This is a genomic window from Klebsiella sp. JN_Kp127, from assembly GCF_040062505.1.
Taxonomy (GTDB): domain Bacteria; phylum Pseudomonadota; class Gammaproteobacteria; order Enterobacterales; family Enterobacteriaceae; genus Klebsiella; species Klebsiella quasipneumoniae.
This window is the reverse complement of the sequence record NZ_JBEAHS010000008.1, coordinates 13,573-27,618: the sequence shown is the minus strand read 5'-3', so window position 1 is coordinate 27,618 and position 14,046 is coordinate 13,573. Positions and strand designations below refer to the sequence as shown.

Below are 14,046 nucleotides of genomic sequence, written 5' to 3'. Positions count from 1 at the left end.
AGGGAGATGCGCCTGCCAACCGTAGGCCCGCGCAAGCGCAGCGCCGCCGGGCGACAGTCTACGGGCACGGCGCCGCTTGTATGCCGAGTGGCGGCTATGCCAGATCCGGCCTACGCATCGCGCGAGCCGGATCAGGCCGCCGAACCTTAACCCATCGCGCTTTCGCGCAGGCGGGATTTCAGCTTATTGTACTCGTCGATCACGTACTGTTCCGCCGCGCGCTGATCGGCAATCCGCTCAACGTTGACCGCGCAGTACTTGTACTCCGGCGTTTTGGTTATCGGGCTCAGGTTCTCCGACACCAGCTCGTTACAGGCGCCAATCCACCACTGGTAGGTCATATACACCGCCCCTTTGTTCGGCCGGTCGCTGACCTGCGCGCGGGTGATGATCCGACCCTTGCGCGAATTCACCCACACCAGCGCTTCATCCTCAATGCCTAACCGTTCGGCGTCGGCGGTGTTGATCTGCGCATAGCCAGGCTCATCCGCCAGCGCCGCCAGCGCCGCGCAGTTACCGGTCATTGAACGGCACGAGTAGTGGCCGACTTCGCGCACCGTCGACAGCACCATCGGGTACTCGTCGGTGAGCTTATCGATCGGCGCGACCCAGTCGCAGGTGAAGAACTGCGCCAGCCCGTTCGGGGTATCGAACTTCTCTTTAAACAGATACGACGTCCCCTGATCGGCGTCGGACTCATCGCGGCACGGCCACATGACGTAGCCAAGCTCACCCATTTTCTCGTAGGTGGCGCCGTAGAAGTCCGGGCACAGATGCCGCAACTCGTCCCAGATCTCCTGGGTGTTGTTGTAGTGCATCGGATAACCCATCCGGGTGGCGATTTCGCTGATGATCTGCCAGTCGGTTTTCAGATCCCACTTCGGCTCTACCGCTTTAAAGAAGCGCTGGAAGCCGCGGTCCGCTGCGGTATACACGCCTTCGTGCTCGCCCCACGAGGTGGACGGCAGGATGACGTCGGCCGCGGAGGCGGTTTTGGTCATGAAAATGTCCTGGACGATAACCAGCTCCAGATCGTCGAACGCTTTGCGCACCGCCGAGAGTTCGGCATCGGTCTGCAGCGGATCTTCACCCATAATGTACGCCGCCCGCACTTCGCCGTGCGCCGCGCGGTGCGGCAGCTCGCTGATGCGATAGCCGGTATGTGCCGGCAGGCTGTCGACGCCCCAGGCTTTGGCGAACTTCTCGCGGTTTTCCGGGAACTTAACGTACTGATAGCCCGGATAGGTATCCGGCAGCGCCCCCATATCGCAGGCGCCCTGGACGTTGTTCTGGCCACGCACCGGGTTGACGCCGACGCTCGGTTTGCCGAGGTTGCCGGTGAGGATCGCCAGGCTGGTCAGGGAACGCACGGTCTCCACGCCCTGGTAGAACTGGGTCACGCCCATGCCCCACAGAATGGCGGCGGATTTAGCGCTGGCGTACATCCGGGCGCAGGCGCGGATCTCCTTGGCGCTGACCCCGGTGATCTCCTCCACCGACTCCGGCGTATAGCCTTCAACGATTTTGCGATACTCCTCGAAGCCTTCGGAACGGCTGGCGACGAAGGATTTATCGTACAGATCCTCTTCAATAATCACGTGGCCAATGGCGTTGAGCAGCGCGATATTCGAGCCGTTCTTCAGCGCAATGTGCATATCGGCGATGCGCGCGGTTTCAATTTTGCGCGGGTCGCAGACGATAATTTTCGCCCCGTTGCGTTTAGCGTTAATGACGTGATTCGCCACGATAGGGTGGGAATCCGCCGGGTTGTAACCGAAGATAAACACCAGATCGGTGTTATCAATCTCCGTGATGGCATTACTCATGGCGCCATTACCGACCGACTGGTGCAGACCTGCAACCGAAGGGCCGTGTCAGACGCGAGCGCAGCAGTCGACGTTATTGGTACCAATAACGGCGCGCGCGAATTTTTGCATCACATAGTTGGTTTCATTACCGGTACCGCGGGAGGAGCCGGTGGTTTGGATCGCATCCGGGCCATATTTGGCTTTAATGGCGCTGAGGCGAGTGGCGACGTAATCCAGCGCCTCATCCCAGGAGACAGCTTCCAGCTTGCCGCCGCGTTGACGACGGATCATGGGGGTTTTCAGGCGCGGCGTCAGGATCTGGGTATCGTTAATAAAGTCCCAGCCATAATAGCCCTTCAGGCACAGGGTTCCCTGGTTGGTTTTCCCCTGCGCCGCTTCAGCCCGAACGATTTTGCCGTTATCGACCACCAGGTTGATTTTGCAACCTGATGCGCAATACGGGCAAACCGTGACGACTTTTTTCATCGGTCTTGCTCCAGTTATTCAATGGGCGCGTTTGCGCTATCGCGCCGTCACTATGCATCTTCTATGCCATATTTTCATTGTGGGTATTCCTTGATGATACGTGGCTTTTTTGGGCGAAATGCTGACGAAAAACAGCCTGTCGACAGATTTGACGTGTCGATACCCTGGAGATGTGACGGCGCTTGAAAAAATGTCACCGGAAGAGGAATTTGTCGGCGCAGCCTTGCAGAATCGATCAGACTGACACTAACTCCCCGCGGGCAGAGGCAAAGATGAAACCGGTCATTTTAGTGGTTGATGACGACATAGCGATGGGCGAGCTGCTCAGCGATGTGCTCGGCGCGCACGCGTTTGAGGTGCTGGTCTGCCAGACCGGCGGCGACGCGCTGGCGACGGTGGCGCAGCGGGCGGACATCGCGCTGGTTTTGCTGGATATGATCCTGCCGGATACCCATGGTCTGCAGGTGCTCCAGCAGCTGCAGCGCACGCGGCCTGAGCTGCCGGTGGTGATGCTCTCCGGCCTGGGCAGCGAGTCCGATGTGGTGGTGGGCCTGGAGATGGGCGCCGATGATTACATCGCCAAACCGTTCAGTTCGCGGGTGGTGGTCGCCCGGGTGAAGGCGGTGCTGCGGCGCAGCGGGGCGCTGGCCAGCGAGGCGCCGGGCGGCGTCGCTGGCCTGACGTTCAACGGCTGGCGTCTGGATACCACCCGCTGTGAGCTGTATAACCCACAGCAGCAGGCGATCCCGCTGACCCAGGGAGAATACGGTTTGCTGCTGGCGCTGGCGCAGAACGCCCGCCGGGTGCTGAACCGTGAACAGCTGCTGGCGCTAACCCATACCGAAAGCACCGAGGTGTTCGATCGCACCATCGATGTGCTGATCATGCGCCTGCGGCGCAAAATCGAATTGAACCCGCATCAGCCGACGCTGATTAAAACGCTGCGCGGCCTGGGCTATGTCTTTTCCGCCGACGTGACCCACAGCGAGAAGGCGGCGTAGGGCGGGGGCTGTCTAACCGGCCTGCCCATTGCTGGCGGTGTTAACCCCTCTCACTATTCTGCAACTGAATAAACGCCTGCAGCTCAGAGAGCGTTTTGGCGCCGTCGATCGCATTGGCGGCCTGCAGGCTGGCGCGGGCGCAGGCATGAGCCAGCTGCAGACTGTCGGTTAACGGCCAGCGTTCGTGGCTGCCGTACAGCAGGCCGGCGCAGAAGGCATCTCCGGCGCCGACGCTGCCGACAATCTCCTCCGGCGGCAGCCGCCATGACGGTACCCAGCGCCCGGCTTCGGTACGGGAGACGCCCCATGCCCCCTCCGGACAGTGGATCACCACTCGCTGGCGCACGCCTGCGTCAAGCAATGCGCTGGCGGCGCGGGCGATATGGGCGACGTGCGGCTCGCCGTTGGGTAGACGAATCTCCAGCCCGCTAAACTCGCTGGCTTCCAGCTCATTGATGGTCAGGTAGTCAAGATGCGCCAGCGCCGGCAGGACCAGCGGGCGGTAGCGCGGGTCGCCCTTGCGCGACACCAGATCGAGGGAAACCTCATAGCCTCGCTCGCGCATCTGCGCCAGCAACCGCGCGCTGCGGGTGCCGTACTCTTCGTCGGGGCGATCGAGACTTTCAAGCAGCAGCAGATAGCCGAGATGGAAAATTTTCAGCGGCGCATCCAGCGGCTCAAAGGCCGGAAGGTCAAGCAGGCGGTTGGCGCCGGGAGAGTGAAAGAAGGTGCGCTGGCCTTCGGCGTCGGTCATCACCTGAGTCATCGAGGTGGGAGCGGAGCTGGTGCGCTGCACAAGCTGGCGATTGATATGGTACTGATCGAGCATGGCGGTAATGTAGTCGCCATCGTTATCCTCGCCAATCAGGCCGACCGCCTGCAGCGGCAGTCCGGCGTGCATTTTGGCCAGGGTCAGCAGGACATTCAGCGGCGCGCCGCCGGTGGCGCGTTCGCTGTGAATAATTTCCACCAGCCAGCCGCGCTCCGGCCACTGTCTGATCTGATGGACATGATCGACCAGCATGTTGCCTGCGGCAATAATCCCTTTACGTTCCATGATCGCTACTCCGCGCCGTCATACTCGTTAAGCGTAGCGCACAATCGGCGGAACGATTGTGCGCCGGGTTACGCTTATTTCACGGTCCAGCCTTTGTAAGAGCTGACGTTGTTTTTGTCGATCATGGTCACCGGGATCAGCACCGGCGCGGTTGGGGCCGGTTTGCCCTGCAGGATGTTGTAGCCAATTTCCACCGCCTTCGCCGCCATCACCTGCGGATCCTGCGCCGGCGTCGCGACGAACAGCGAGTTCTTACGCTTCAGCGCCTCTTCGCCGTCCGGGCTGCCGTCGACGCCGACGATGAAGAACTCGCTGCGCTGCGCCTGTTTCGCCGCCAGATCGGCGCCAATCGCCGTCGGATCGTTGATCGCGAACACGCCGTCAATCTTCGGATTGGCCGCCAGCAGGGAGGTCATCACCTCCAGTCCGCCTTCCCGGCTGCCTTTCGCGTTCTGGTTGGAGGACAAAATTTTAATATCCGGGTGTTTTTTGAACTCCGTTTCGCAGCCTTCGACGCGGTTTTGTACGGCGGAGACCGGCGGCCCGTTGATGATCACCACGTTGCCTTTGTTGTTCAGACGGTCGCTAATGTATTTACAGGCCAGCTCGCCCGCCTGGGTGTTATCGGAGGTGATGGTGGCGTCGGCCCCTTCGGCGGCAACGTCAACCGCCACCACCACGATCCCGGCCTCTTTGGCCCGCTTCACCGCCGGGCCAATGCCTTTCGAATCGGCGGCGTTGAGGATAATCATATCGACCCTGGCGGCGATAAAGTTGTCGATCTGCGCCACCTGCTGGCCCAGGTCGTAGCCGCTGGAGACCAGCGTCACTTTGACGTTATCCCCCGCCAGCTTGCGGGCTTCCAGCTCCGCGCCCTTGGTGATCTGCACAAAAAACGGGTTGGCAAGGTCGCCCACCGTCACGCCTATCGCTTTCAGCTCTTTGGCCGACGCAAAGGGGGAGGCGGCCAGCAGCGCGCCAGCACACAGCGCGGTGACTATCGGTTTTAAACGCATTCGCTTTTCCTCGCAGGTAAGATGGTGTTGTTATGCACTTTGATGGTGTCGGGTACGGTATTTGTCGATCAGCACCGCAATGATGATCACCGCCCCTTTGATCACCAGTTGCCAGAAGTAGGAGACCCCCATCAGGGTCATACCGTTATTGAGGGTGGCGATAATCAGCGCCCCCACCAGCGTACCGGTGATGGTGCCGATGCCGCCGACGAAGCTGGTGCCGCCGAGAATGACCGCGGCGATGGCGTCCAGCTCGTAGCCGACCCCGAGGTTGCCGTTGGCGCTGTACAGCCGGGAGGCACTCATCACCCCGCCAAGGCCGGAGAGCAGGCCGCTCATGCCATAGACAAACAGCAGCACCAGCCAGACTTTGATGCCGGTCAGCCGCGCCGCCTGCATGTTGCCGCCCACCGCGTAGATATGCACCCCAAGGGTGGTTCGGCGCAGGATAAACCAGCACACCGCGATAACCGCCAGGGCGATGACCACCAGCCACGGCACCGGGCCGAGGTAGTCATTGCCGATCCACTCGAAGCTGATATCGGAGTTGATTACCGTGGTGCCGTCGGCCAGCAGATAGGCGGCGCCGCGCAGCGCCGTGTAAGTGCCGAGGGTGACGATAAACGGCGGTAGCCCGGCGAAGGCCACCAGCGCGCCGTTGAACAGCCCAAGCAGCAGGCCGAGCATCAGCGCCGCCGGAATCGACAGCAACGCCAACTCCGGGATCAGCGAGACCACCATTGCCGCCACCGCGGTGGTGCCGAGAATGGAGCCGACGGAGAGGTCAATGCCGCCGGTGAGGATGATGAAGGTCATTCCCGCCGCCAGCACAATGTTGATCGAGGCCTGGCGGGTAATATTCAGCAGATTGCTTTCCGTGAAGAAGTTGGGGGCGATAAAGCCGAAAACGGCGACGATCAGGATGAGGATCGGCAGAATGCCGACGGTCTGCATCAGGTCGCCCATCAGCATTTTTTTCGCCGAAGCGGATGTCGCGACCGGCGCGGAGGTCTCTTTCGGTATGCTCATAGTTGCCCTGCCTTAAGGTGAGAATCGTTCACGCCGGTGGCCAGCGTCATGATCTGTTCCTGGCTGATATCGCCGGACTGCAGCTCGCCGGCGATAGTCCCTTCGCGCATCACATAGACCCGGTCGCTCATGCCCACCACTTCAGGCAGTTCGCTGGAGATCATCAGAATAGCGACGCCCTGGCGCGCCATGTCGTTCATGATGCGGTAAATCTCGCTTTTCGCGCCGACGTCGACGCCGCGGGTGGGTTCATCGAGGATCAGAATGCGTGGGCCAATCGCCACCCAGCGCGAAATTAACAGCTTCTGCTGGTTGCCGCCGGACAGTCCGCCGGCGCGCACCTGGGCGTGAGGCACGCGGATGTTCAGCAGCTGGATGGCGTCATCGGAAATAGTTTGCGCCTTACGGCGATTGAGCATCCCCCAGGTCGCGTCGCGCTCCAGCGTCGCCATGGTGATGTTTTCCTGGGCCGCCAGTTCGAGAAACAGGCCCTGTTCTTTGCGATTTTCGGTCAGAAAGCCGATTCCATGGTCGATGGCTTCGCGCGGCGAGTGGATCACCACCGGCTCGCCGTCGATCTCGATCACCCCGCCGGTGGCTTTGCGCACGCCAAAGATCAGCTGCGCCAGCTCGGAGCGTCCGGCGCCGACCAGCCCGGCGAGGCCGACGATTTCGCCAGCATGCACCACCAGGCTGCTGGGCTTAACCTTGCCGCCATCGGTCAGATCCTCGACCCGCAGGCGCGGCTGGCCGCGGGGAATATCGCGCTCTTTATTGAACAGATCGCTGAGCGGACGGCCGACCATCATGCGCACCAGCTCCGGCGCATTGAGCTTGTCGCGCACCAGGCTGCCGACATACTGCCCATCGCGCAGGACGCTGACCCGGTCGGAGAGCTCATACACTTCCGCCATGCGGTGGCTGATATAGATGATCGCCATGCCCTCGTCACGCAGGCGCAGGATGAGGTCGAACAGGCGCTGGGTTTCCCGCGAGGAGAGGGCGGCGGTGGGTTCATCCATCACCAGAATGCGGCTTTGACGGTGCAGAGCGCGGGCGATCTCCACCTGCTGCTGTTCGGCGATGGTCAGGGTCATCACCCGGTCGCTGGCCTTGAACTGGGCGCCGAGACGGTCGATCACCGCCTGCGCCTGGCTGAGCATCGCTTTGCGCTGCACCAGGCCACCGCGCGCCAGCTCGCTGCCGAGGAAAATGTTTTCCGCGACGGTCAGGTTCGGCGCCAGCTGCATCTCCTGGTAGATCAACGTGATCCCGGCGGCCAGCGCGTCCTTGGGGCCGCGGATCGTTTGCGGTTTCCCGTCGATCAGGATCTCGCCGCTGGTGGCGGTATAGGCGCCGGCGAGGATCTTCATCAGCGTGCTTTTTCCGGCGCCGTTTTCCCCCATCAGGGCATGGATCTCGCCGGGCCAGACCGTCAGGTCGACGCCCTTCAGCGCGTAGAATTTGCCAAAAGCTTTGGCGATATGGCGCATTTCCAGTACCGGGGTGGCGGTCATCACGGCGCTCCTGTCTGCGAGAACAATAGCTGCAGTCCACCACCGGAAAATAAATGCAGGATGTCAGAATCCATTCATATTTGTCATAGTGATAAATAGTTAACCGCGATCACAGTTACGCGGCGTCATTTTCTGCACCGTCACGCCTATCTGCCGACCGTTTCTTCACCGGAGTTGCTATGACCGCTCGCCGACACCCGTTTTTCACCAGCGCCCGTGGCCGCCTGCTCTCCTTTAATCTGCTGATGGTGGTCGTCACCCTGCTGGTGAGCGGCGTGGCGGTGTTCGGCTTTCACCACGCCAGCCAGTTGCAGGAGCAGGTGCAGCGCCAGACCCTCAACGATATGCGCGGCAGTATGGATCTGGCGCGGGACACGGCGAATGTCGCCACGGCGGCGGTGCGCCTGTCGCAGGTGGTGGGCGCGCTGGAGTACAAAAGCGAAGCGGAACGGCTGCTGGCGACGCAGCAGGCGCTGAAGCACTCGCTGGCCCAGCTGGCGGCGGCCCCGCTGGCGCAGCAGGAGCAGGCGCTGGTGGCCAGTATTATTCGCCGCAGCAACGCGCTGCAGCAGAGCGTGGCGGAGATGCTGGAGCGCGGCCAGCGCCGCCATCTGCAGCGCAATGCGCTGCTGAGTTCGCTTTACCAGAATCAGAGCAACCTGCGCCATCTCGCCGATCTTAACGATCGCGGCGGGGAGCGGGCGATCGATCCTCGCCGGCTGGCCGAGATGGACCGGCTGATCGTCGCCGCGATCCATACCGTCACGCCGCGGTCGATCGTCCTGCAGCTCGACCAGCTGCGCGGCGACCTGCCGGCCCATAGCGCCGATCCCGCGCTGGCGTTTGTTCTCCCCGACGTCACCCGGGAGCTGGCGAAGCTGGCCCCGCTGTCGGCCCAGCTGGAGGAGAGCGACCTGACAATCAGCTGGTACATGTACCACATCAAAGCGCTGGTCGCGCTGCTTAACGACGACATCAATCAGTACGTGACCCGGGTGGCGGAAGCCTCCGAACAGCGGGCGGCGCAGAGCCATCGGGAGCTGCGCTCCATCAGCATGTTTATTCTGCTTTCCGCGCTGCTGGCGCTGGCGATCACCGGCTGCGCCGGGTGGTACATCTACCGTAACCTGGGCTCTAACCTGACCGCTATCTCGCGGGCGATGTCGCGGCTGGCTCAGGGAGAGCCGAACGTCTCGGTGCCGGCCCTGCAGCGGCGCGACGAGCTGGGCGAACTGGCGCGCGCCTTTAACGTTTTCGCCCGCAATACGGCGTCGCTGGAGCACACCACCCGGCTGCTGAAAGAGAAGACCACCCAGATGGAGATCGATCGGATTAAGCGCCAGGAGCTGGAGGAGGCGCTGCTGCACAGCCAGAAGATGAAGGCCGTCGGCCAGCTGACCGGAGGCCTGGCGCATGATTTTAACAACCTGCTGGCGGTGATCATCGGCAGCCTTGAGCTGGTGGAGCCGAATGCGCAGGATGCGCCGCGCCTCACCAGGGCGCTGAAGGCGGCGGAACGCGGGGCGCTGCTGACCCAGCGGCTGCTGGCCTTTTCGCGCAAGCAGGCGCTGCATCCCCAGGCGGTGGCGATGGCGCCGCTGCTGGAGAACCTCAGCGAGCTGATGCGCCACTCCCTGCCGGCGACCTTGAGCCTGGAGATTGAGGCGCAGTCGCCGGCATGGCCGGCATGGATAGACGTCGGCCAGCTGGAAAACGCCCTGATCAACCTGGTGATGAACGCCCGCGACGCCATGGCCGGGCGCACGGGCGTCATTAAAATTCGCACCTGGAATCAGCGGGTCACTCGCAGCAGCGGCCAGCGGCAGGATATGGTGGCCCTGGAGGTGATCGATCACGGCAGCGGCATGTCGCAGGCGGTGAAAGCCCGGGTGTTTGAACCCTTCTTCACCACCAAAGCCACCGGCAGCGGCAGCGGCCTGGGGCTGTCGATGGTGTATGGCTTTGTGCGCCAGTCGGGCGGCCGGGTGGCGCTGGAGAGCGCGCCGGGACAGGGGACGACGGTGCGGCTGCAGCTGCCCCGGGCGATGACCGAGGTCGGGAAGGCGGTGGCGCCGGTGGAAGACGAACCCATCCCGGCGGGAGAGCGGCTGGCGCTGGTGCTGGAGGATGAAGAGGATGTTCGCCAGACGCTGTGCGAACAGCTGCATCAGCTGGGCTGGCTGACGCTGGAAACCGCCAGCGGGGAAGAGGCGCTGCAGCTGCTGGAGGTCTCGCCGGATATCGCCCTGTTGATCAGCGATTTGATGCTGCCCGGCGCGCTGAGCGGCGCCGATGTGATTCATACCGCCCGACGCCGCTTTCCGGCGCTGCCGGTGCTGCTGATCAGCGGTCAGGATTTGCGCCCGGCGCAGAACCCGGCCCTGCCGGAGGTGGAGTGGCTGCGTAAGCCCTTTACCCGCGCCCAGCTGGCGCAGGCGCTAAGCGCGGCGTACGCGAGGATTTGAGATTCCTCCGCTACCCGGGCGGCATGCCGTTGATTAAGGTAGCGGCAGGACTCTGATGAGATTGGCCCCGATGAAACGTTACGCAACCGCACTGCTCTTTTGCACTCTGTCGCTGACCAGCCTGGCCGCTCGCGCCGATATTATCGATGACGCGATCGGCAATATTCAGCAAGCCATTAACGACGCCTATAACCCGGGCAGTAGCCGTTCCAGTGACGACGACGACAGAGACAACGACGATGGCCGTTATGATGACGGGCGCTATCAAGGGAGCCGCCAGCAGAGTCGTGACAGCCAGCGTCAGTATGACGATCGGCAACGCCAGCTGGACGATCGCCGCCGTCAGCTGGATGAACGCCAGCGCCAGCTCGATCGCGATCGCCGCCAGTTAGAAAGCGATCAGCGTCGTCTGGACGATGACTATTGATCGCCCCGCTGCAGACCGACGCTTAATCCAGTACTATTTCCATCCCGTCATAGCCCGCTTCGAAACCTTCCGGTAGCGGGTTATCCATCATCCAGACGTCAAACTGATGGCTGATATGGGTGAGGATCACTCGCGGACAGCCTATCGCCTGGTTAAGGGCGCGAACGGTAGTGAAATCGTTGTGGTTACGCGGGGTCTGCGCGCGCGGCTCATGGCTGCAGTCGATGATCATCGCCTGCGGGCGATTGTTGAGTAAAAACTTCAGCGTCTTGTCCGGCAGCCCGGCGGTATCCGAGAGCCAGGCCACCCGACTGTGGGCCGACTCCAGCAGATAACCGAAGGTGAGCTTCGAATGGTTGAGCGGCAGGGGCGTCACCCGCAGGCCCTGCAGCTCAAACACCACAAACGGCGTGACGGTATGGCTGAAGTCGAGCAGGCCGGGGTGCTTGAGCAGATCGTCGCAGCCGGCGTCGTCCGGCGGGCCATAGACCGGGATCGGCCCGCCCACGCCCCAGCGCAGCGGAAACAGCCCCTGCACATGATCCAAGTGATAGTGGGTTAGCAGCACTTGCTGAAAGCTGCCGGCGGGATGATGTTCCATTAGATCCGGCCTGCCGGCGTCCAGCAGCGTCACTGCGCTGTTGAACGTCACCACCCCGCTGCAGGGGCGGCGGCGATGGCTTTCCTCACGGCGGGCGCGGCGGCAGGCCGCGCAATCGCAGCCGAAGACCGGCACCAGCTGAGCGCCGCCGGTGCCGGTTAAGCGGAGGGTCAGGCTCATCGTGTCACCTTGTGTTTATACCAGCGGATCCGCTTCGCGCACCGCGTGGCTGCGCAGCAGGCGGAAAAATTCATCGACCGATTGTCGGAGACTGCCGTCGTTATTCAGCGTCAGGCAATCGTCTGGCTTATAGCGCGCGGCGCGGTCCAGACGCTGGGCGATGTCCACCGCATTTTCCCGGCCGCGCTGCTCCAGCCGCTGGCGCAGCACCGGCGGCGAGACGGCGAGACAGATCGGCACCAGCACCTCGCCGTAGCGTTCCCGCGCCAGCGCCAGATGGGCGCGGGAGCCATTGGCCACCACGTCGAAGCCGGCGTGCAGCCAGAGGTCGATCTCCACGCCAATGCCATAGTAAGTATGGTTGGCGTGCCAGCTGAGGGCAAAGAGATGCTGCTCGGCGCGGGTAAAAAATTCATGTTCGCTGAGGGCGATATGGTTTTCGTTACCGGCGTTAAAGGGCCGGGTAATGTAACGATGCGCCACCAGCAGCTGCGGGTGCTCGCGCTGGCGCAGCGCCGCCAGCAGGCTGTCTTTACCGGAGCCGGAGGGCCCCACCAGCCAAATCAGTTTCCCCGGCATTAAAAGACCCTCCTTCCCTGGCGCCAGACATGGTCGATGTGGACATGCTCGCCGCGACGGTGCGCCAGCACCAGGTCGGCGCGTTTCCCCTCGGCGATGACGCCGCGATCGTCAAGGCCCAGCGCCTGCGCCGGATGTTTGCTGACCAGACGGATCGCCTGCGCCAGGGTGAAGGCGTTATCCTCGGCGTCGGCGATGCGGAATGCGGCATCCAGCAGGCTGGCGGGGTAGTAGTCGGAAGAGAGAATGTCGAGCAAACCGTGGTTCGCCAGCTGGTGGGCGGCGACGTTGCCGGAGTGGGAACCGCCGCGCACGATATTCGGCGCCCCCATCAGGACGTGCATCCCGCGCTGACGTGAAGCCTGCGCCGCGGCCAGGGTGGTAGGAAACTCGGCGATCACGCTACCCAACTGGTGGGATTCAGCCACATGCGCCTCGGTGGCGTCGTCGTGGCTGGCGAGGGCGATACGGCGGGCGCGGCACATGGCGGCAATGGTCTGGCGATTGGGCTGCGACCAGGTGGCGGCCAGGGCCATCTGCTCGGCTTCAAACCGATCCATCTCGTCATGCGTCAGATGGTACTTTCCCTGATAGTAATCGCGGTACTTGCTGCGATCGGCATACTGGCGCTGGCCCGGGGAGTGATCCATCAGCGAGACCATGCTCACTGACTCGCGGTCAATGAGCTTTTCAAACAGCGGCAGCGTGGTGTGATGCGGCAGCTCGCAGCGCAGGTGCAGACGGTGCTCGGCGCGGTTAAGACCACGCTTTTGCGTCTCTTCCACCGCATTGACCATCTTCTCCAGATTCTCAAGACGATCGCCGCCATCGCGCACGTCGCCAATCGCCACGGCGTCGAGCACGGTGGTGATGCCGCTGGCGACCATCATTGCATCGTGGCTGCTCATCGCCGAGTGGGCCGGCCAGTCCACCTTCGGTCGCGGGGTAAAGAATTTGTCGAGGTTATCGGTATGCAGTTCGATAAGGCCCGGCAGCAGCCAGCCGCCTTCGCCATCCAGCGCCTGCGGCAGCCGGCTTTGGCTTTCCGCGAAGGCGAGAATGCGACCGCCCTGGACTTCCAGCGAACCGTGTACCACGTCGTCGTCGAGAACCAGTTTTACGTTATTGATAATCATGCTGTCATTCCCATGGGGTGCAGCCGGTCGGCGACCTGGCGGCGTACCCCTTCGTCATGGAAAATCCCGACGATGGCCGCGCCGCGCGCTTTGGCATCGTGGATCAGGTCGACCACGGCAGCACTGTTTTTGGCATCCAGTGAGGCGGTGGGTTCATCGAGGAGCAGGATCGGATAGTCGACCGCAAAACCGCGGGCGATATTGACCCGCTGCTGTTCGCCGCCGGAAAAGGTCGACGGCGCAAGATGCCACAGACGTTCGGGAACGTTGAGGCGGGTCAGCAGCTGGGCGGCTTTGGCGGCGCTCGCTTCACGCGGCGTCCCGAGGTCGAGCAGCGGCTGCATCACCACCTCCAGCGCCGAAATGCGCGGGATCACCCGCAGAAACTGGCTGACCCAGCCGATGGTGGTTTGACGCACTTCCAGCACCTTGCGCGGCGTGGCGGTGACCAGATCGACCCATTCGTCGCCGTGGCGGATATGAATATGGCCGCTGTCCGGCAGATAGTTGGCGTACAGCGAGCGCAGCAGGGTCGATTTGCCGCTGCCGGAGTGGCCATGGAGCACCACGCACTCCCCGGCGTTAACGGTCAGCGAGGCGTCGGCCAGCACCGGCAGACGCACGCCGTGCTGCTGGTGCAGAACAAAGGTTTTATGAATGTTTTCAACGCGGATCATGTTAGCCCTCACGGGGTTGAGTTGCCGGGTGGCGCTTCGCTGACCCGGCCTACGAATAACGCATCTG

Annotated in this window: 12 protein-coding genes; 3 read left to right on the top strand and 9 right to left on the bottom strand. The window is 62.7% G+C overall.

Features of this window, described 5'->3' with window-relative positions:
* Window positions 1–146 precede the first annotated feature (146 nt).
* The gene (gene fdhF / locus ABLV04_RS05540) at window positions 147–2,294 is read right to left on the bottom strand and encodes a formate dehydrogenase subunit alpha (RefSeq protein WP_180266241.1); all 2,148 of its coding nucleotides are present in this window, start codon (window positions 2,292–2,294) and stop codon (window positions 147–149) included.
* 272 nt (window positions 2,295–2,566) lie between these two features.
* On the opposite strand from fdhF, the gene ABLV04_RS05535 reads away from it, so the two are divergent.
* Window positions 2,567–3,295: a response regulator transcription factor gene (locus tag ABLV04_RS05535; RefSeq protein WP_044525150.1), complete on the top strand. Its 729-nt coding sequence runs from the start codon at window positions 2,567–2,569 to the stop codon at window positions 3,293–3,295.
* Between the two features lie 40 nt (window positions 3,296–3,335).
* On the opposite strand, the gene ABLV04_RS05530 is transcribed toward ABLV04_RS05535, so the two are convergent.
* The 4 genes from ABLV04_RS05530 to ABLV04_RS05515 all read right to left on the bottom strand — a co-directional run bounded on the left by ABLV04_RS05530 (window position 3,336) and on the right by ABLV04_RS05515 (window position 7,914).
* Window positions 3,336–4,352: a carbohydrate kinase family protein gene (locus ABLV04_RS05530; RefSeq protein ID WP_032454581.1), complete on the bottom strand. Its 1,017-nt coding sequence runs from the start codon at window positions 4,350–4,352 to the stop codon at window positions 3,336–3,338.
* Between the two features lie 74 nt (window positions 4,353–4,426).
* Entirely contained in the window at window positions 4,427–5,368 is a 942-nt protein-coding gene (locus ABLV04_RS05525) for an ABC transporter substrate-binding protein (RefSeq protein WP_032454582.1), read from the bottom strand.
* Between the two features lie 30 nt (window positions 5,369–5,398).
* Window positions 5,399–6,397 carry a ribose ABC transporter permease gene (locus tag ABLV04_RS05520; RefSeq protein ID WP_023291658.1) on the bottom strand — a complete coding sequence of 333 codons (999 nt, stop codon included), beginning with the start codon at window positions 6,395–6,397 and terminating at the stop codon, window positions 5,399–5,401.
* Window positions 6,394–7,914 (bottom strand): sugar ABC transporter ATP-binding protein, encoded by a 1,521-nt coding sequence (locus ABLV04_RS05515; protein WP_048296446.1) that lies wholly within the window; start codon window positions 7,912–7,914, stop codon window positions 6,394–6,396. Before ABLV04_RS05515 ends, ABLV04_RS05520 begins: the two co-directional genes overlap by 4 nt.
* A gap of 179 nt (window positions 7,915–8,093) precedes the next feature.
* On the opposite strand from ABLV04_RS05515, the gene ABLV04_RS05510 reads away from it, so the two are divergent.
* On the top strand, window positions 8,094–10,379 hold the full coding sequence (locus tag ABLV04_RS05510) for an ATP-binding protein (RefSeq protein ID WP_348815459.1): 2,286 nt from the start codon (window positions 8,094–8,096) through the stop codon (window positions 10,377–10,379).
* A 70-nt stretch (window positions 10,380–10,449) separates the two neighbouring features.
* Window positions 10,450–10,806, top strand: coding sequence for a DDRRRQL repeat protein YjdP (gene yjdP, locus ABLV04_RS05505; protein ID WP_032429059.1), 357 nt, complete (start codon window positions 10,450–10,452; stop codon window positions 10,804–10,806).
* A 22-nt stretch (window positions 10,807–10,828) separates the two neighbouring features.
* On the opposite strand, the gene phnP is transcribed toward yjdP, so the two are convergent.
* Genes phnP through phnL form a run of 4 tightly spaced genes read right to left on the bottom strand, consistent with a single transcriptional unit; the run spans window position 10,829 to window position 13,979 of the window.
* Window positions 10,829–11,587 (bottom strand): phosphonate metabolism protein PhnP, encoded by a 759-nt coding sequence (gene phnP, locus ABLV04_RS05500; RefSeq protein WP_023291662.1) that lies wholly within the window; start codon window positions 11,585–11,587, stop codon window positions 10,829–10,831.
* Between the two features lie 15 nt (window positions 11,588–11,602).
* A complete protein-coding gene (gene phnN, locus ABLV04_RS05495; RefSeq protein ID WP_004206368.1) occupies window positions 11,603–12,166 on the bottom strand; it encodes a ribose 1,5-bisphosphokinase in 564 nt (187 codons plus the stop codon).
* Entirely contained in the window at window positions 12,166–13,302 is a 1,137-nt protein-coding gene (phnM, locus tag ABLV04_RS05490; RefSeq protein ID WP_117136754.1) for an alpha-D-ribose 1-methylphosphonate 5-triphosphate diphosphatase, read from the bottom strand. Before phnM ends, phnN begins: the two co-directional genes overlap by 1 nt.
* Window positions 13,299–13,979, bottom strand: coding sequence for a phosphonate C-P lyase system protein PhnL (gene phnL, locus ABLV04_RS05485; protein ID WP_023291665.1), 681 nt, complete (start codon window positions 13,977–13,979; stop codon window positions 13,299–13,301). Before phnL ends, phnM begins: the two co-directional genes overlap by 4 nt.
* Window positions 13,980–14,046: the final 67 nt, after the last annotated feature.

Excerpts from the sequence above, each read along its gene's own strand:
- phnN (WP_004206368.1), bottom strand. The coding sequence starts at position 12,166 with ATGCCGGGGAAACTGATTTGGCTGGTGGGGCCCTCCGGCTCCGGTAAA.
- ABLV04_RS05520 (WP_023291658.1), bottom strand. The coding sequence starts at position 6,397 with ATGAGCATACCGAAAGAGACCTCCGCGCCGGTCGCGACATCCGCTTCG.
- phnP (WP_023291662.1), bottom strand. The coding sequence starts at position 11,587 with ATGAGCCTGACCCTCCGCTTAACCGGCACCGGCGGCGCTCAGCTGGTG.
- ABLV04_RS05515 (WP_048296446.1), bottom strand. The coding sequence starts at position 7,914 with ATGACCGCCACCCCGGTACTGGAAATGCGCCATATCGCCAAAGCTTTT.
- phnL (WP_023291665.1), bottom strand. The coding sequence starts at position 13,979 with ATGATCCGCGTTGAAAACATTCATAAAACCTTTGTTCTGCACCAGCAG.
- ABLV04_RS05525 (WP_032454582.1), bottom strand. The coding sequence starts at position 5,368 with ATGCGTTTAAAACCGATAGTCACCGCGCTGTGTGCTGGCGCGCTGCTG.
- yjdP (WP_032429059.1), top strand. The coding sequence starts at position 10,450 with ATGAAACGTTACGCAACCGCACTGCTCTTTTGCACTCTGTCGCTGACC.
- ABLV04_RS05530 (WP_032454581.1), bottom strand. The coding sequence starts at position 4,352 with ATGGAACGTAAAGGGATTATTGCCGCAGGCAACATGCTGGTCGATCAT.
- phnM (WP_117136754.1), bottom strand. The coding sequence starts at position 13,302 with ATGATTATCAATAACGTAAAACTGGTTCTCGACGACGACGTGGTACAC.
- ABLV04_RS05535 (WP_044525150.1), top strand. The coding sequence starts at position 2,567 with ATGAAACCGGTCATTTTAGTGGTTGATGACGACATAGCGATGGGCGAG.
- ABLV04_RS05510 (WP_348815459.1), top strand. The coding sequence starts at position 8,094 with ATGACCGCTCGCCGACACCCGTTTTTCACCAGCGCCCGTGGCCGCCTG.